Below are 15,863 nucleotides of genomic sequence, written 5' to 3'. Positions count from 1 at the left end.
CGTCCGGGTTGGAGGTTCGTTATGTCCGCAAGGGAAGGGCGCCGCGCAGGCGCTTCGCCCCGCTCCACACCGACGACTCATGACGCTTACGCAGACGCACGCATCCCCGATCGCCGATATCAACCAGCAGGCCGTCTCGTTGTGTTCAGCCGGACAGTTCGCCGACGCTTTGTCATGGGTGACGCCCGCGTGCAACGACGCGGCGCTGCCGGTCGACGTGCGGTCCCACGCGTTGAATATCGCCGGCGCCTGTTCGCTGGCGTTACTCAAGACGGCGGATGCGGAAAATTATTGGCGCCAATGTCTGCAACTCAAACCCGACTACGCGGAGGTCTATAGCAGTCTCGGCTCGCTGTTCAAGTCGCTCGGGCGTCTGTCCGCCGCGAAGGCGATGTATCGCGAACTGGTGTCGTTGCGCCCGGACCTCGCCGAGGCTCACTATCAGCACGGCATCGTGCTCTATGGGCTCGGATACAGAAAAGAAGCGGAAGCGTCATACGCTCAGGCCGTGTCGATTCGCGCGGACTATGCGGAGGCTCATTACAACCGTGGCATCGTGTTGCGCGATCTGGGTCGTCCGCACGAAGCGGAGGCTGCTTATCGCCAGGCGATGCAGGGTCTTCAGGGGCACGCCGAGGTGCATAACAATCTCGGTAGCGTACTGGTGGAGTTGGGCCGCTCTGAAGAGGCCGATGCAGCATACCGCGAGGCGCTGACCATCCGGCCTCAGTATCCCGAGGCACTCAATAATCTCGGCGGGGTGTTGAAAGCCGCTAACCGGCTCGTCGAGGCGGAACTCGCTTGCCGGCTGGCGCTGACCATTCGGCCCGCGTTCGCCGAAGCGCATCTGAACCTCGGCGCAGTACTGATCGACCAGGAACGTGTGACCGAAGCAGAGGCGGCTTATCGCGACGCAATCGTGCATCGTCCGCACTATGCCGAGGCCTATTACAACCTTGGTATTGCGCTATTCAAGCAGGAACGTCTCGCCGACGCTGAACAGGCTTACCGCGACGCGATCCATCTGAACCCGGGCATTGCGCATGCGCATAACAATCTGGGCTGCGTGCTGCGTCGTGCCGATCGTTACCCGGAAGCGGTCGAGGCGTTCCGCCACGCCATCGAGGCAAGTCCGGAACTGGCCGAAGCTTATGCCAACCTCGGTAACGCGTTGGCCCAGTTGAAGCGTTTGCCCGAGGCCGAACATGCGTATCGTCAGGCGCTCGTGATACGTGCCGATTATGGTGAAGCCCGTTTCGGGCTCGCCGTGTTGCTGCTCAGTATCGGGCAGTTCGACGAAGGTTGGCGGCAATACGAATACCGCTACGAACAGCCGGCGTTCATCCACTACAAGACACGCTCGATGCTCAGTTGTCCGCAGTGGCTGGGGGAATCGCTTGCCGGTAAATCGGTGCTGGTCTGGCAGGAAGACGGCCTCGGCGATATGTTGCAATTCGCCCGCTATCTGCCGTTGCTGAAAGCGCAAGGCGCCGCTCATATCGCGTTCGCCTGCGCGCCGGGTTTGCATCGGTTGATGGCGGGAGTGGCGGGCGTCGACGTGATGCTCGATCATGCCACGGCGATGGCTCGCGTATCCGATTACGACTGCTGGACCAGCCTCCTGAGTGCGCCGTTCTATCTGCGTACGACCCTCGACACGATTCCACGCCCGGTGCAGCTTAAAGTCGATCCCGTGCTCGTCGAGCAATGGCAACCGATACTTGATAAGTTGCCGGCCGACCGCAAGATCGGCCTCGTGTGGAAGGGCAATACGAAGCACCATAACGACGCGAATCGTTCGATGCCGTCGCTCGCCACGCTCGCACCGCTGTGGAGTGTGCCGGGGGTGAGCTTCGTGAGCCTGCAAAAGGGCCAGGGCGAAGACGAGGCGCGCAACCCGCCATCCGGTCAACCGCTTCTCGATGTCGGCACCCTCGTCACGGATTTCGCGGATACCGCTGCGATCATCGAACAACTCGATCTGGTGATTGCTGTGGATACGTCCACCGCGCATCTGGTCGCGTCGCTGGGCAAACCATGCTGGGTGATGCTGCCGGAGAAAGATGTCGACTGGCGCTGGATGCACGGGCGCGACGATTCGCCGTGGTATCCCGACTCGTTGCGCGTCTTTCGTCGCGCGCCTGGGGAAGGCTGGGATGTGTCGGTGGAGCGAGTGCGGCAGGCGTGTGTCGAGCGATTCGGTGTCGCCATCACGGCATAGGGTTCGACGGCGAGCATCAGCATTGGCGCGTCGGCTGCATTCTCTGTCGTGCGAATCGATTCTTAAAGAGGAAAGGGGAGTCCTGACTACGAAAACCCCGCATTTAGCGAGGTCGAATGGATCAAGCGCGCACGCGCATATCGAAGGCCGCGTGCGCGCAACGCGCTTTCTAGTTCGCGCCGATATTGACGGTCCGCGCCACGTCGACCACCGAGAGCCGTATTGCATCGATCAATGCGCGCGCGGCAGGCGAGGGCGTACCTGCCGCCCGAACCGTCAAACCAATATCGCGGCGGGTATTGTGCAATTGCACGTCGAGCACGACCAGTTGACCCGATTGCACTTCATGGTGCAACTGCTGCGCCGACAACGCGGCCGCCATATCCGTGCCGAGCAGCAGTCCGCGAATCACCGCAAGGTCGGCGGTTTCGACCGTGGGCAGCGGCGGTTTTACTTTCATGCGCTTGAACTGCGCTTCGAATAGCGCGCGAGCGGGTGCATTACTGCGCGGCAAGACCCACTGCGCGTCGCGCAAACCCATGATGGTCAGATCACGTTTGCGTGTGAGCGGATGGTCGCGCCGCACCAGCACGACCATGTCTTCCGACATCAACCGTTCGTTTTTCAGGCCGCTGGTGGCGTCGTTATCACGCAGTGCACCGAGAATAAAATCGATATCGCCGGCGCGCAGACCGGCGACGAGTGTCTCGTACGAGCTTTCGTCGGTGGCGACACGTACGCCCGGATTGTCCGAGGTCATCCGTGCGATGGCTTTGGGCAGGATCAGCGTGCGTCCAAGCGGCAATGCGCCGACGGTCACCGCGCCCTGAATCTTGCCGTGCAACGCGGCGATATCGTCGGGAACGTGGCGCAATTCGTTCAACGCGCGGCGCACGTGAAGCAGAAAGGTTTCGCCCTCGGCGGTGAGCAGAATTCCGCGTGGGCTGCGATGAAACAGACTCAACCCCGAGCCGCTTTCCAGCACGCGAATCGCAGTGCTGACAGCCGGTTGACTAATGCCGAAGGTTTTAGCCGCACTTGGCATATGCCGATGCCGCGCAAGCGCGGCAAAGAGCTGCAGCCGTCGCGTATTCAACAGATAAGCGGGCAATGCCCCTTCCGCGGCAGGCCGGCGACGCGCCTGGCGCGCGGCGCACCACTGCGCGAGTTCTTCGAGTTCCGCGAAAATCCGCTCGCAGCGCTGTAATACGGCGCGGCCGACGGGCGTGGGAAGCATGCCCGAAGGACCGCGATCGAACAGCGGTTCGCCGAGCGCGGATTCCAGTTCCTGCACGGATCGTGTGACGGCCGATTGCGCTCGAAACAGTGCCGCCGCCGCGCGCGTCGCGCTGCCCATATCGGCGACCAGGCGAAACGCCCGCAATTGAGCAAGGTTGAGCAGATCTTTGCTGCTCACGGACGACGATGTTTTAACCGGCGCCGGGTTGTTGTCGGGAGAAGTATTCATGCTCGTCATGCAGCGCCCGCAATGAGGTGCAATGCCGGCAACGAGAGATTCAGACTCTCTTTCGAAATGTGAGTGTGTTCTTTCATCAGTGAATCCACGCGCGCGCCTTCGCCTTTTTTCAGCGCATCGACGATTGCGTGATGCTGGCGATGTGCGTACATCAGCATCAGGAATTGCCGCTCTCGCGCGGATTCGTCGAATGCGATCGTGAACGGCGACACGAACGGGATTTTCTCGTTCAGGCTGAGTGCCGCCTGGACCGCCATGTTTTGCGAGGCCTCGACAATCAGCGCGTGAAAACGGCCATTGATCTCTGCATAACGCACGTCGTCGCCCGGCTTCAGGTGCCGTTGCTCGAAGATGGCGTCGCCTTCGCGCAGGCACGCGTCGAGCGATGCGGCCAATGCCGGGCTCAAACCGCTCTCTGCAACCGAGCGCGCGGCGAGTCCTTCGAGCACGCCGCGCACGTCGATGGCGTTCAGAATGTCGCGTACGCTAAAGCGCCGCACGACATAGCCGCGGGCGCCCGAGCGGTCGAGCAAACCTTCCGACGACAACACGCTCAACGCATAACGTAGCGGCGTACGTGACACGCCGAGCCATTGCGCGAGTTGCGCCTCGACCAGGCGCTGGCCTGGCGACAGTTCTCCCGCGAGGATTTTCTCGCGTAAGGTCTGGACAATCGCCTGCTGGGTGGTCTCGTTCATCGGTCTCTACTCGTTTCAGGCTGTGAAGTATAGCCACGCGCGCGGCGCCGCACCACGCGTTCAAACCGCGCTTGCGGAGCCACTTGCGACTTGTTTTCAGGGCCATCTGTTTTATTTATCGACAGTGACCCGGTAAAGACCTGGCTGGAATGGCCGCACAGCGGTTCGGGATACCAACCAAGCCCCCGTACTGTATGGCCTGCCGCGAGGGGCAGAGTGTCAGATAACCTTACCCCATACCGCTTTGCTCCGATACGTGATGGCTCGCCGTGGTTTACCCGGGCTTTCTCAAAAACGGCACAATTCCTATCTTTGTATCCCAAGATGGTCGGGACAGCGACCTCTCCCGCAGAGGCGACCTATCCGATCGGCGCGCGAACTCGGCGCAACGCTCAGCGAACATTCAGCGCGTACCCCGCGCACCATGAAGCAACGGAAGACGACGACTATGGCAAGAATCATTGGCGGCATCGGCACCTCGCATGTGCCGACTATCGGCATGGCGTACGACAAGGGCAAGCAGAACGATCCCGCATGGGCGCCGCTTTTCAAGGGCTACGAGCCGGTGGCGAAATGGCTCGCCGAACGCAAGCCCGACGTGATGGTGATGTTCTATAACGATCACGCCAACAGCTTCTTCTTCGATTGCTATCCGACCTTCGCGCTGGGCGTGTCGGCAAGCCACGAATTCGCGGACGAAGGCGCGGGCAAGCGGCCGTTGCCGGACATCGCCGGGCATCCCGATCTGGCGATTCACATTGCCGAACAGATGGTGGCCGATGAGTTCGATCTAACGATCTTCCAGGACCGTGCGCTAGACCACGGCTGCAATTCTCCGCTTTCCCTGATGTTGCCGCATGACGGCGGCTGGCCCATGTCGCTGGTGCCGCTCGAAGTGAACGTGCTGCAATATCCGCTGCCTACCGCGAATCGTTGCTACCGTCTGGGGCAGGCGCTGCGTCGCGCGATCGAATCGTTCGAGCAGGATCTGGATGTGGTGGTGGTCGGCACAGGCGGCCTGTCACATCAGGTGCACGGCGAACGCAGCGGCTTTAACAACACCGACTGGGACATGGAGTTCCTCGACCTGATCGTCAACGACCCGCAACGTCTCGCGGCGATGAAGCACGTCGACTACGTGCGCCTGGGTGGCGCGGAAAGCGTGGAGACGATCATGTGGCTCGCCATGCGCGGCGCGCTGGGTCCGAAGGTTCGCGAACTGCATCGCAATTACTATCTTGCGACCAGTACCGCGATGGCCGTGACCATCTATGAAGACGAGGTGGCTTAATGAATCCGCAATTGATTGGTATTGAAGAACTGACGGGCACGTATCCGTTCGACATTCGCCAGAGCATCAAGGCGATGCGTCTGAACCGCTTCTTCTGGCAGATGCGTGAAGCGCCGGCGCGCACGCTGTGGCTTGAAAATCGCAGCGCCGCTTACGACGCGGCGAAGCTCACTGCAGAAGAGCGCACGCTGGTCGACAACACGGACTGGCTCGGTCTGGTGCGTTACGGCGTGTGCTTTTTCGTGCTCGAAAAATTCGCGCGCGTGGTGAAGATCACCAATCTCGGCATGTACGCAAGCATGCGGGGCGAGACGCTCGACGCGTTTCTGAAAACACGCAGGGTGCCGGAAGCCGTGTAAGGGCCATCTGAACTTGCGGGAGCGTGTGAAAGCAGGTCGCCCATTACGTTACTCACACCGTCTTGTTTGCACGAAGCGTTCTCACCGGGCGCATTTCCAGGAGAGGGGATATGGGCAGCAATTTCGGCGTGACTGAAACGGGCCTCGACAAACGTTTCGGGACCGCAGGGTCTGAATCGCCAAAGCGCGCCACGACGATACGCGCCGGCATAGCCGGTGGTTTGGTCGGCGCTGTGTTCATCTGGATTTACGAGGCGCTTGTCTGGGTCGGCGCACAGCATATGATGCCGCTGGCGGGCATTCCGCGTAACGCCACGGGCCTTGTGTTCGGCAAAGCGGTACAGGAGTCGTTGGGTATCTGGGCGTATATCGTGGGCGCAGGTATTCACTTTGTGTTCGCGGCCGGCTGGGGCGTGCTGTTCGCGCTGATCTGGCCGTACTTTCGTCGGCGTGGCTACGAGGCGACGTTCATCGCACTGTTTTACGCGGTGCTGGCGTGGCTCGTCATGCATGTCGCGATCATGATTGCGTCCGACAGCCATCCGAACTATTACGACCCGGCTGTGGTGATTGGCGGGTTCATGTCCCATCTCTTCTTCACGGTGCCACTGGCGTTGACTGTCAAGCGCTTGCTGGAACCGCAGCGTCGGTAAGTTGAAAAAGGGCTCGGCCAGTCGGACCTGATTCGCCAGATCCTATTACCTCCGATGTAATTGGCGACACGCAGCCACGCGCCTAATCTTCGGTGGTCGCGCGGTTCATCCCGAACCGCGCTCACCACCGAGGACGCATCATGTCGACGTTTCCCATCTATTCCATCGATTCCGCCCCCTCCCAGTCCCAACCGGTATTGCGGCAACTCGAACAGACTTTCGGTTTCATCCCCAACATCGCGGGCGCGATGGCGGAATCGCCAGTGCTGATCGGCGCATTCATCGATCTGTTCCAGAAGGTCCACGCAGGTACATTCACTGAAGCGCAAATCCAGACCCTGCTGTTGACGAATGCCGTCACCAACGCGTGTTCGTGGGCGGTTGCATTTCACACCGCACTGGCGCTCAGCCAGGGCCTGACCTCGGCGGACGTCGACGCGATTCGCGACGGACGCGCACCCGCGGATCGGCAACACGCCGCGCTTTCCACGTTGACCAGAGCCGCGATCGAACGACGCGGGCATCTCGATGCGCAAGACGTGAGCGCATTTGTCGACGCCGGCTTCCGCCGCGACCAGGTACTCGAAGTGGTTGCGGTGGCAGCGGCATCGACGATCACGAACTATGTGGGCAACATCACGCAGCCACCGCTGGAAGCGCAGTTTCAGGCACACGTCTGGCATGCGTGAATTTGTTCGGCAGCAGGGCGCGGTATGCTGACTCGACACGACGAACCTGCAAGCCTTCGAACCTGACGGATACAAGAGCGATGACCCCTGCGAATGCGAATCGAGCCGCCAAGCCGCCGCCAAACGACCTCGGCCTGCTGTTGCGTCACTGGCGGGACCTACGCGGCGTCAGTCAACTGGATCTGTCGTTTAATGCAGGCGTGTCGCAACGTCATATCAGTTTTATCGAAAGCGGACGCAGCGTGCCGAGCCGCCAGATGTTGCTGGATATCGCGCAAACGCTAGACGTACCCTTGCGCGACCGCAATGCGCTGTTACTGGCTGCGGGGTACGCGCCGATTTACGCCGACACTGCGTGGAATGCGCTGGAAATGCAGAGTGTCACGAAGGCTCTGGAACGGATGCTTCGCCAACACGAGCCATTCCCGGCACTGGTCATGGACCGCTACTGGAATGTGTTGATGACGAACGACGCTGCGCCGCACTTTTTTAACTGCTTTATCGATCTCGCCGCGCGCAAGGGACCGCGCAACATGCTGCATCTGGTATTCGATCCCAACGGCTTGCGCCCGTTCATCGCCGACTGGCAGAGCGTGTCGGAGAGTCTGATTCAGCGGGTCTATCGGGAGTCGGTGGGCCGGGTGATCGACGAGCCGACCCGCGACCTGCTCGCGGCACTGCGGGTCTATCCGGAGGTGTCCACCGAACGATCTGGCATTGCTACGCCCGACGCCGACTCCGCCGCGATGCCCGTAATACCCATTGGCTTCGTCAAGGACGGCCACGTGTTGAACTATTTTTCGATGGTGGCCAGCGTGGGTACGCCACTAAACGTCGCGGCGCAGGAACTGCGTATCGAATGCATGTTTCCCGCCGACGACGAAACAGAAGCGCGTCATCTGGAAATGCTCGATGCGCTTCCCGGGAAGGGAAAGGGTGAATGAGCGGGGCGCGCTAAAGCGTACCGTTTGCCCACCTCATCCACCGCTCGACGCAATCCGGTCACGGGAAGTCGACTGCGCCGCCGTGAACGCTTGATCCATAACTCAATGCCCCAATCCGCTGAGCGCAATCTGCTGCTCCACATATTGCGCGAACAGTGCGTGCAGATGGGTCGTCGGATGCAGATCGTCGGCGAACATATAGGTCTGGTCCGCGTTGGCGGTCGTGTAGGTTGCGGGCGAACAGAGCAGCGAGGTGTTGTCGGGCGTTTTGTTGGGATCGCAGGCCTGGCCGGTGTTCGACACGGCGAAGCCATTGGCCTGAAAGTTCGCGATGATCCCGTTCAGCCACGTGTAAGCATCCACCTGAATGACCTTGCTTTGCACGCCGTCTGTTTGCAGCGCGGCGTTCAGCGTGGTGTTGAAGAGCTGCGATAGCTGGGTCAGGTTGGCGCCGCCATCGGACGAAGCAAGTCCGTCCGGCGACAAGCCGATATTTGGCAGATTGACCACCACCACATGCGTCGCGCCGGCCTGGACGATCTGCGCAACGAGCTGGGCGAGCGTGTTCGCTGCGGTCTCCACGACCGGTCCGGCAGTCGGCGGCAAGCCGGCCCGCAATACGTCGTTCGCGCCGGCCCAGACGAGCACCAGTTGATTCGAGTTGAAACCCCCATGCGCGCTCAGATAGCTGGAAATCTGCTGATTGACCGGCATCTCGATGTTGCCGATCACGTCGGTCAGAAACTGATACTGATCCGCAGGTGTCGCTACCGTCGAGCCCCCTTCTGCATACCCGAAACCGCCCTGTGCGCTGAGCTTGTGCGTGATGTCGATCGTGTACGCGGCACTTAACGTGTCGCCATAGTATTGCGCGACGTTCTGCGTCCATACCTGTCCGGGATTGGTCGTAAAGCGGCCGCCGCCCAGCGCGCTGGCGAGCGGCGCATAGGTGCCGACGTCTGACAGGCTGTCGCCGAACGAGACGACCTGCAGCTTCACGCCGCCCGCGGGTGCGGCGGTGCTGCTGCCTGAGTTGGCTGAAGAATCGTCCCCGTGTCCGCCGCCGCAGGCGGACAGAAGTGAGATGGCGACGGAAAAAATTGCAGCACGTACCGTGTCATTTAATGCACGCATGGTTATTCCTCGATGGCCGACCAGGGGAGCGGTGGCCCTGTTGCGGCCCGGTCTTGTGTGTCTCGCTCCCGTTAGGGGTTACGGTCAAGCAAAAAACGTGCGCCGTCGTGGACGGACGCTGTGATCGCGTGAATTGGGGGGCCGTTCGGGAGTGAGTGGCGAACGTAGGCGCGTGATGTGATCGTTCGGGATGAGCCCGATGGTGCATGAAGACACGCTAGACGCGCTCAAGCTGACCGCTGCGCGTGGCCGCGATTCGCACTGATTCGCGGCGGATAACGGACGACGTCCGAAAGCAATTAGAAAGAAAGCAGAAAGGCGCACGAATAAGCGCAAGAATGTACAAGTCCGTCGCGCGGGGTTGGGCTAGCCTATGCGGTTTTGCCGGCTCAGGCTCCACCGCACGGAGCGATTCGCGTACTCGCTGAGACGGCCCTGCCAATTTTCCCGCAAATTTTGATCAATGGTGCCGCGTTCGCATGGTTCGCGGCGCTGCCACCTTTGCTGGTTAGCAAGAGCCGTCAGGCCGGCTAATGCAAGTGGATCTGAATCTGTTTGTGCAGCAAATGCTTTACGTAAGAGGATGTGTGTCATGAGTAGTTTGTATACGCCGAGCATGGCGGCCCAGAAGCCGTCGCGCGGCGCAGAAGTCGCGCGGGGCATGCGGGCCGCGCTGCCGGTCATGCTGGGTTTCGTTCCGTTTGCGCTGGTGCTTGGCGCGCAAGCTGCGCAAAAGGGCCTCAGCGCGTTTGAAGTGCCGCTCATGACCGGCCTGAACTTCGCCGGCGGCTCGGAGTTTACGGCAGTCCATCTGTGGACCTCGCTACCGCACATTGCGCTGATCGTCGCCATGTCGCTTCTCGTGAATGCGCGCCACATTCTGATGAGCGCCGCATTCGCGCCACGCATGCGTCAGGTGCCGTTGCCAAGGGCTCTCGCCGCGCTGTTTCTGATGTGCGACGAAAGCTGGGCTCTCGCGCTGGCGGATGCCAATGCGCGCAACGTCGAGCAGATCAGCCTCGGGTATTACCTGGGCGTCGCCATCAATCTGTGGATGACGTGGGTCGCGTTCACTGCGCTCGGCGCGATACTTGGACCGATATTGGGCGACATCGAACGATATGGTTTCGATATGGCCTTTACCGCCGTCTTCCTCGTGCTTCTAAAGGGCATGTGGAAAGGCGCGAAGGCGTGCCGCCCGTGGTTCGTCAGTCTGGTCGCGGCGGCCCTCACGTATCTGCTGGTGCCCGGTGCCTGGTATGTTGCCGCGGGTACGTGCGCGGGCCTCATCGCCGCCGTCGCGCTGGAGAAACTCGATGCCTGATATCCAGACTCTGGCCACTATCCTGTTGATGGCCGCGTCCACTTATGCGACGCGAATTCTCGGCTATGTGGCGCTGCGCGACCGCACGCTGAGCCCGCGGATGCGTGCTGTGATGGAAAACGTCCCGGGTTGCGTACTGATTTCAGTGATCGCGCCTGCATTCGTGTCGCGCAACCCTGCGGACCTGCTTGCGCTTGGCGTGACGTTAGTCGCTGCCACGCGGCTTTCCCTGCTGCCTACGGTCATCATCGGCGTCGTGACAACCGGTGTATTGCGTCATTTGATGGGCTGACGGTCCGCAATCGCTACCAGCTTCGACTTTTATTGTGCACGGCGGGGGGCACGCCGACGCTGCGGCCGCCGTGCATCGGCATGTTCGCGGATCAGGTCGATCAGTGCGCGCAATCCGGCCGGCATGTGACGGCGGCCGGGATAATACAGACAGAGACCATCGAGCGGCGGCGTCCATGCGTCGAGCACGCGTATCAGCGTACCGTCCTGCAAGTCTGCCGCGACGTTCCATTCGCTCATGTAGGCGAGGCCAAGACCTTCGCGCGCCGCTTGCAGCATGAGCCCGGGCTCGTCGAGCATTAGCGGACCCTTGACGTCGATACGCACCGCTTCGCCGTGCCGCTCGAATTCCCACTGATAGATCGAACCACTCGGCATCCGCATCCGGATGCATGGATGCGCGTGAAGATCCCCAGGCGTGCGCGGCGGCTTGTGCCGCGCAAAATAAGCCGGGCTGCCGACTACCGCGAAACGCTGCGTATCGCCGAACGGTATTGCAATCATGTCCTGAGGCACCGTACCGGCGAGACGGATGCCTGCATCGAAGCCGTCGGCGACGATATCGATCAGCTTGCCCTCAGTCACGATGTCGAGCTTCATCTCCGGATACCGTTTGATGTAGTCGATAAAAAGCGCCATGACCTGCTTTGCCGCGCCCGCCGAGGTGTTGATGCGCAGCATGCCCGACACCGTGTCGCGAAAGCTGCCCGCTGTCTCGATCGCTCCCCGGATGGTGGAGAGCGCGGGCGCAATGCTGTCGACAAACTGCGCGCCGGCTTCCGACAATGACACGCTGCGCGTCGTGCGATTGAAGAGCCGCACGCCGATGCGCGATTCCAGCGCCGCGACCGCGTGACTGAGCGCGGACGTGGACATCCCGAGTTCGGTCGCTGCTGCACGAAAGTTGCGATGCCGCGCGACGGCCAGCACCGCTTCCAGTTCACCCAGACCTGACGTTTTCATTGTCCTGAATTGTTCAACGTTACATGCCAGATTGTACGGCTAGTCAACGCAATGTATGAGGCCTATTGTGGGTGGCATCCAGAACGTTTTCCAGGAGCATTCATGCAGATCATCGACAGAATTTATATCGACGGTGCATTCGTCAAACCGCACGGCGACGAATTTTTCGACCTGTTCAATCCGGCAACCGAGAAGGTGATTGGCCGCGTGCTTCTCGCCGACGCGCAGGACGCACGCGACGCAATCGCTGCCGCGAAGCGCGCGTTTCCGGCGTTTTCGCGTACCAGCAAGCACGAGCGTATCGAGATACTGAAGCGGATGCACGCGGCCGTCGTCGCGAAAGAGGACGAGTTATACGAAGCAATCACCGAAGAATATGGCGCGCCGGTATCGCGCGGCCGATGGATGGCCCGGCATGCGAGCAGCGTGTTGCTCGAAGCGGCGAAGGTGCTGGAAGGTTACGAATTCACGCGTCGCGCGGGCACGGCCGACGTGGTGATGCAAGCACTCGGCGTGGCCGGACTGATTACACCGTGGAATAGCGACGCGGGCTTTATCTGCGGCAAACTGGCTGCCGCATTAGCGGCGGGTTGCACCGCCGTGCTCAAGCCAAGCGAGATGAGCGCGATCCAGACCCGTGTGGTGACCGAGGCGTTGCACGAAGCTGGCTTGCCGCCGGGTGTATTCAATATCGTCACCGGGCGCGGCGACACGGTGGGGGCCGAGATCAGTTCGCATCGCGACGTCGCGAAGCTGTCGTTCACCGGTTCGACGGCGGTCGGCAAGACGATTCTGCGTACCGCGGCCAGCACCTTGAAGCGCGTGACCCTCGAACTGGGCGGTAAATCTCCCGTTATCGTGCTGGACGACGCGAGTTTTGACGAGGTGATTCCGCTCGTCGTCCAGGCCGGCTTCATGAACAGCGGCCAGGCCTGCATTGCGGGCACACGCATTCTGGTTCCCCAAAGCCGGCTCGCGGAATTCGAACTGCGCATTCGGGAAGAAGTGGCGCGTACGCGTTCTGGCGATCCGCGCGATCCGCAAACGAGCATCGGCCCGATGGTCAGTCAGAAGCAATGGGAGCGCGTGCAGCGTTATATCCGCATTGGCATCGACGGCGGTGCGCGTCTGATCGCAGGTGGTGAAGGGCGGCCCGAGGGTATCGACGCAGGCTGGTTCGTGCGTCCGACCGTTTTTAGCGACGTCACGAATGACATGACCATCGCCCGCGAAGAAATCTTCGGCCCTGTGCTGTCGATTATCACGTACCGCGATGTCGAAGAAGCGATTGCGATTGCCAACGACACCGACTATGGCTTGCAGGCCTACGTATTCTCTGCCGATGCACAGCATGCGCGCGAAGTGGCGTCGCAGATCGAAGCCGGCCGGGTTCTCGTCAACACGCTCGCGCATGAGCCGGCGGCGCCGTTTGGCGGTTTCAAGCAGTCAGGCATAGGTCGCGAGTATGGCGCGTATGGCCTGGAGGCGTTTCTCGAGCCGAAGGCGATGATCAGCGCCTAACCCGGCAACGCCGTTCGGGACACTCGCCTCGCTTCGGCTGCATTGCTCACGTCCCAGAACGACAGAATCTGCACGTCGAGGCGGCAGCGATGCCAGTACATGCCGTGCAGACGCTGGCGGATGTTATTCAACGCCATCCATGTAGCACTTTCAATGTCGACGAGAGCGGCGGGATGTTCGTCGCTTTCGCCAATCAACTGAATGTCGTGACAGGCAGCGTGCGAATAGCGGAATATCAGCTCACGCAATTGATCGGCCGTGGCGTCGTGGGGCAGTCCGCTAACCAGCAACTTCATGAAGAGGCTCGCAAAAGGGGTGGCATTAGCCATTCATGATGCTGACGCCACCGTCGACGAAGATCGTGTTGCCGGTCATCCGTCGCGCGTAGGGTGTCGCCAGAAACGCACAGGTGTAGCCGACATCCATGATGTCGACCAGTTCGCCGATCGGAGCGAGCGCGGCCGCTTCGGTCAGCAGCAGATCGAAATCTTTCAGTCCCGATGCCGCCCGCGTTTTCAGCGGGCCCGGCGAGATAGGGTGCACCCGAATGCGCTTCGGCCCGAGTTCGTGCGCGAGATAGCGGCATGAAGCTTCGAGCGCGGCCTTCACCGGACCCATCAGGTCGTAATTCGGCACGACGCGAGTCGCACCCAGGTAGCTCATTGCAAACAGCGAGCCGCCTTCGTCCATCAAGGGGGCCGCGAGGCGTGCCATGCGGATGAACGAGTGACACGAAATGTCCATGGCCTGCGCAAACCCTTGCGCCGAACTATTCAGCAGACCGCCTTGCAGATCTTCTTTTGGCGCGAAAGCGATCGAATGGATCGCGACGTCGAGCCTTCCCCACGTCGCACGAATCGTGTCGAACACGTCCTCCAGTTCGCCGGATTTCGATACATCCAGCGGCAGAAAGATCGACGCGCCCAATTCCTGCGCGAGCGGTTCTACGAAGCGCTTCGCCTTGTCGTTCAGATAAGTGATCGCGAGATCCGCGCCTAGTTCGCGGAACGCTTTTGCACATCCATAAGCAATCGAGTACTCGTTCGCGATGCCGACGATCAGAACCTTGCGTCCCGCGAACGGCTGTGCCGAGAGTGTGTCCATGCTTACTCCTCCAGACGGTGCAACGCGTGTCGCGCAATCATCAGTTCTTCATTGGTCGGAATGACCCAGACACCGACGGCGCTTTGCGGGTCGCTGATCAGCGGCCCATGCTTCGCGTTCGCTTGTGGGTCCAGCGAAACACCGAGCCACGCGGCGGCGCGGCAGACACGTTCCCGCACCGGCGCTGCATATTCGCCGATGCCTGCGGTGAAGACGATGGCATCGAGACCACCCAGTGCGGCGGCGAGCGAGCCGAGTTCGCGCGAGATGCGGTAGCAGAACAGATCCACGGCTTCGGCGGCGGCGGGCACATCGCTCGCGAGCAGCGTGCGCATGTCGCTCGATACGCCGGAGACGCCTAGCAGGCCGGAGCGCCTGTACAACATCGCTTCGATGGCGCGCGCATCCATGTGGGCCTCTTCCATCATCCATAGCACGACGCCTGGATCGAGGCTGCCCGAGCGCGTGCCCATCACGAGTCCTTCGACGGCGGTGAAGCCCATCGTGCTGGCGACACTCCTGCTGTGATTCAGTGCCGTCATGCTCGCGCCGTTGCCGAGATGCAGCACGACGGTTTTACCGTATGCGGCACGCTCGTCGTATTGCGGCAAAACGCTCGCAATGTACTCATACGACAGACCATGAAACCCATAGCGCCGCACGCCACGTTGCGTGATGTCAGGCGGTAACGCGAAACGGGTGGCCAGCGCAGGCTGCGTGTGATGGAACGCCGTATCGAAACAGGCGATCTGCGGCAGTTGCGGGTTGCGCGCGCGGATCGAGCGGATCGCCGCGAGGTTGTGCGGTTGATGAAGCGGTGCGAGCGGCACGAGCGATTCGAGCGCCGCGAGCACTTCGTCGTCAACCCGTACCGGTTCTGAATAGCGCTCGCCGCCGTGCACGACGCGATGGCCGACGGCGAGCAAAGTCGCGTCGCCTGCTTGTCCGCGTAACCATTCGAGCAGGAACGCTATCGCGTTGTCATGGCCGAGACGTTCACCTTCCGGCCAGTGCTTTTCGTCGATGATCTCGCCGTTTTGCCGCTTCACCTGAAAGCGCGGATTGCTATAGATTTCCTCGAGCTTGCCGCCGGCGATGGGTTCGAGCTTGCCGCCGCTCGTCGCGAACGCGTGGAACTTGATGCTGGACGAACCCGCATTGATCACCAGAATGACGTCCATGCGAGCGCCCCTT

The 15,863-nt window shown here is 61.2% G+C and carries 16 protein-coding genes; 9 read left to right on the top strand and 7 right to left on the bottom strand.

The features are described from left to right. Positions 1 to 79: 79 nt before the first annotated feature. Positions 80 to 2,221: a tetratricopeptide repeat protein gene (locus LMG28727_RS09075; RefSeq protein WP_201641971.1), complete on the top strand. Its 2,142-nt coding sequence runs from the start codon at positions 80 to 82 to the stop codon at positions 2,219 to 2,221. 169 nt (positions 2,222 to 2,390) lie between these two features. Here the strand turns inward: LMG28727_RS09075 and LMG28727_RS09070 are convergent, their stop codons facing one another. Together LMG28727_RS09070 and LMG28727_RS09065 are read right to left on the bottom strand one after the other, a co-directional pair. Further along, entirely contained in the window at positions 2,391 to 3,689 is a 1,299-nt protein-coding gene (locus tag LMG28727_RS09070; protein WP_236591684.1) for a LysR family transcriptional regulator, read from the bottom strand. Between the two features lie 5 nt (positions 3,690 to 3,694). Continuing rightward, positions 3,695 to 4,396, bottom strand: coding sequence for a GntR family transcriptional regulator (locus LMG28727_RS09065; RefSeq protein ID WP_201641969.1), 702 nt, complete (start codon positions 4,394 to 4,396; stop codon positions 3,695 to 3,697). 448 nt (positions 4,397 to 4,844) lie between these two features. Here LMG28727_RS09065 and LMG28727_RS09060 point away from each other — a divergent pair, with 448 nt between their 5' ends. From LMG28727_RS09060 to LMG28727_RS09040, 5 genes are all read left to right on the top strand, one after another. After that, positions 4,845 to 5,687 carry a gallate dioxygenase gene (locus LMG28727_RS09060; RefSeq protein WP_201641968.1) on the top strand — a complete coding sequence of 281 codons (843 nt, stop codon included), beginning with the start codon at positions 4,845 to 4,847 and terminating at the stop codon, positions 5,685 to 5,687. Continuing rightward, entirely contained in the window at positions 5,687 to 6,046 is a 360-nt protein-coding gene (locus LMG28727_RS09055; RefSeq protein WP_201641967.1) for a protocatechuate 3,4-dioxygenase, read from the top strand. The genes LMG28727_RS09060 and LMG28727_RS09055 overlap by 1 nt, the downstream gene beginning before the upstream one ends. Positions 6,047 to 6,156: 110 nt before the next feature. After that, positions 6,157 to 6,699 (top strand): hypothetical protein, encoded by a 543-nt coding sequence (locus LMG28727_RS09050; protein WP_236591683.1) that lies wholly within the window; start codon positions 6,157 to 6,159, stop codon positions 6,697 to 6,699. 140 nt (positions 6,700 to 6,839) lie between these two features. Further along, positions 6,840 to 7,388 carry a carboxymuconolactone decarboxylase family protein gene (locus LMG28727_RS09045; protein WP_201641966.1) on the top strand — a complete coding sequence of 183 codons (549 nt, stop codon included), beginning with the start codon at positions 6,840 to 6,842 and terminating at the stop codon, positions 7,386 to 7,388. Between the two features lie 80 nt (positions 7,389 to 7,468). Further along, positions 7,469 to 8,332 (top strand): helix-turn-helix domain-containing protein, encoded by an 864-nt coding sequence (locus LMG28727_RS09040; RefSeq protein WP_201641965.1) that lies wholly within the window; start codon positions 7,469 to 7,471, stop codon positions 8,330 to 8,332. A gap of 102 nt (positions 8,333 to 8,434) precedes the next feature. Here LMG28727_RS09040 and LMG28727_RS09035 read toward each other — a convergent pair whose 3' ends face one another. After that, a complete protein-coding gene (locus LMG28727_RS09035; protein ID WP_201641964.1) occupies positions 8,435 to 9,466 on the bottom strand; it encodes an SGNH/GDSL hydrolase family protein in 1,032 nt (343 codons plus the stop codon). Between the two features lie 592 nt (positions 9,467 to 10,058). Here LMG28727_RS09035 and LMG28727_RS09030 point away from each other — a divergent pair. Continuing rightward, a complete protein-coding gene (locus LMG28727_RS09030; protein WP_201641963.1) occupies positions 10,059 to 10,790 on the top strand; it encodes an AzlC family ABC transporter permease in 732 nt (243 codons plus the stop codon). Beyond that, positions 10,783 to 11,082 carry an AzlD family protein gene (locus tag LMG28727_RS09025; RefSeq protein WP_201641962.1) on the top strand — a complete coding sequence of 100 codons (300 nt, stop codon included), beginning with the start codon at positions 10,783 to 10,785 and terminating at the stop codon, positions 11,080 to 11,082. Before LMG28727_RS09030 ends, LMG28727_RS09025 begins: the two co-directional genes overlap by 8 nt. 29 nt (positions 11,083 to 11,111) lie before the next feature. On the opposite strand, the gene LMG28727_RS09020 is transcribed toward LMG28727_RS09025, so the two are convergent. Continuing rightward, positions 11,112 to 12,044: a LysR family transcriptional regulator gene (locus tag LMG28727_RS09020; RefSeq protein ID WP_201641961.1), complete on the bottom strand. Its 933-nt coding sequence runs from the start codon at positions 12,042 to 12,044 to the stop codon at positions 11,112 to 11,114. Between the two features lie 102 nt (positions 12,045 to 12,146). Here LMG28727_RS09020 and LMG28727_RS09015 point away from each other — a divergent pair, with 102 nt between their 5' ends. Beyond that, entirely contained in the window at positions 12,147 to 13,565 is a 1,419-nt protein-coding gene (locus LMG28727_RS09015; protein WP_201641960.1) for an aldehyde dehydrogenase family protein, read from the top strand. On the opposite strand, the gene LMG28727_RS09010 is transcribed toward LMG28727_RS09015, so the two are convergent. From LMG28727_RS09010 to LMG28727_RS09000, 3 genes are read right to left on the bottom strand one after another with little or no spacing between them, the layout of a single operon-like run. Beyond that, the gene (locus LMG28727_RS09010; protein ID WP_201642373.1) at positions 13,562 to 13,861 is read right to left on the bottom strand and encodes an RNA-binding protein; all 300 of its coding nucleotides are present in this window, start codon (positions 13,859 to 13,861) and stop codon (positions 13,562 to 13,564) included. The genes LMG28727_RS09015 and LMG28727_RS09010 overlap by 4 nt on opposite strands. Before the next feature lie 25 nt (positions 13,862 to 13,886). Continuing rightward, complete coding sequence (gene fabI, locus LMG28727_RS09005) at positions 13,887 to 14,669, bottom strand: enoyl-ACP reductase FabI (protein ID WP_201641959.1); 783 nt, start codon at positions 14,667 to 14,669, stop codon at positions 13,887 to 13,889. A gap of 2 nt (positions 14,670 to 14,671) precedes the next feature. Next, positions 14,672 to 15,850, bottom strand: coding sequence for an acetate/propionate family kinase (locus tag LMG28727_RS09000; protein ID WP_201641958.1), 1,179 nt, complete (start codon positions 15,848 to 15,850; stop codon positions 14,672 to 14,674). Positions 15,851 to 15,863 lie beyond the last annotated feature (13 nt).

It is taken from the genome of Paraburkholderia metrosideri, from assembly GCF_904848625.1.
Lineage (GTDB): Bacteria > Pseudomonadota > Gammaproteobacteria > Burkholderiales > Burkholderiaceae > Paraburkholderia > Paraburkholderia metrosideri.
The sequence above is the reverse complement of the archived record's forward strand: the minus strand, read 5'-3'. Positions and strand labels throughout refer to the sequence as shown.

What these genes read in the sequence shown, in the direction of transcription:
- LMG28727_RS09070 (WP_236591684.1), bottom strand. Translation starts at nt 3,689, where the DNA reads ATGAATACTTCTCCCGACAACAACCCGGCGCCGGTTAAAACATCGTCG.
- LMG28727_RS09030 (WP_201641963.1), top strand. Translation starts at nt 10,059, where the DNA reads ATGAGTAGTTTGTATACGCCGAGCATGGCGGCCCAGAAGCCGTCGCGC.
- LMG28727_RS09045 (WP_201641966.1), top strand. Translation starts at nt 6,840, where the DNA reads ATGTCGACGTTTCCCATCTATTCCATCGATTCCGCCCCCTCCCAGTCC.
- LMG28727_RS09055 (WP_201641967.1), top strand. Translation starts at nt 5,687, where the DNA reads ATGAATCCGCAATTGATTGGTATTGAAGAACTGACGGGCACGTATCCG.
- LMG28727_RS09015 (WP_201641960.1), top strand. Translation starts at nt 12,147, where the DNA reads ATGCAGATCATCGACAGAATTTATATCGACGGTGCATTCGTCAAACCG.
- LMG28727_RS09040 (WP_201641965.1), top strand. Translation starts at nt 7,469, where the DNA reads ATGACCCCTGCGAATGCGAATCGAGCCGCCAAGCCGCCGCCAAACGAC.
- LMG28727_RS09060 (WP_201641968.1), top strand. Translation starts at nt 4,845, where the DNA reads ATGGCAAGAATCATTGGCGGCATCGGCACCTCGCATGTGCCGACTATC.
- LMG28727_RS09035 (WP_201641964.1), bottom strand. Translation starts at nt 9,466, where the DNA reads ATGCGTGCATTAAATGACACGGTACGTGCTGCAATTTTTTCCGTCGCC.
- LMG28727_RS09050 (WP_236591683.1), top strand. Translation starts at nt 6,157, where the DNA reads ATGGGCAGCAATTTCGGCGTGACTGAAACGGGCCTCGACAAACGTTTC.
- LMG28727_RS09010 (WP_201642373.1), bottom strand. Translation starts at nt 13,861, where the DNA reads ATGAAGTTGCTGGTTAGCGGACTGCCCCACGACGCCACGGCCGATCAA.
- LMG28727_RS09020 (WP_201641961.1), bottom strand. Translation starts at nt 12,044, where the DNA reads ATGAAAACGTCAGGTCTGGGTGAACTGGAAGCGGTGCTGGCCGTCGCG.
- LMG28727_RS09065 (WP_201641969.1), bottom strand. Translation starts at nt 4,396, where the DNA reads ATGAACGAGACCACCCAGCAGGCGATTGTCCAGACCTTACGCGAGAAA.
- LMG28727_RS09075 (WP_201641971.1), top strand. Translation starts at nt 80, where the DNA reads ATGACGCTTACGCAGACGCACGCATCCCCGATCGCCGATATCAACCAG.
- LMG28727_RS09000 (WP_201641958.1), bottom strand. Translation starts at nt 15,850, where the DNA reads ATGGACGTCATTCTGGTGATCAATGCGGGTTCGTCCAGCATCAAGTTC.
- LMG28727_RS09025 (WP_201641962.1), top strand. Translation starts at nt 10,783, where the DNA reads ATGCCTGATATCCAGACTCTGGCCACTATCCTGTTGATGGCCGCGTCC.
- fabI (WP_201641959.1), bottom strand. Translation starts at nt 14,669, where the DNA reads ATGGACACACTCTCGGCACAGCCGTTCGCGGGACGCAAGGTTCTGATC.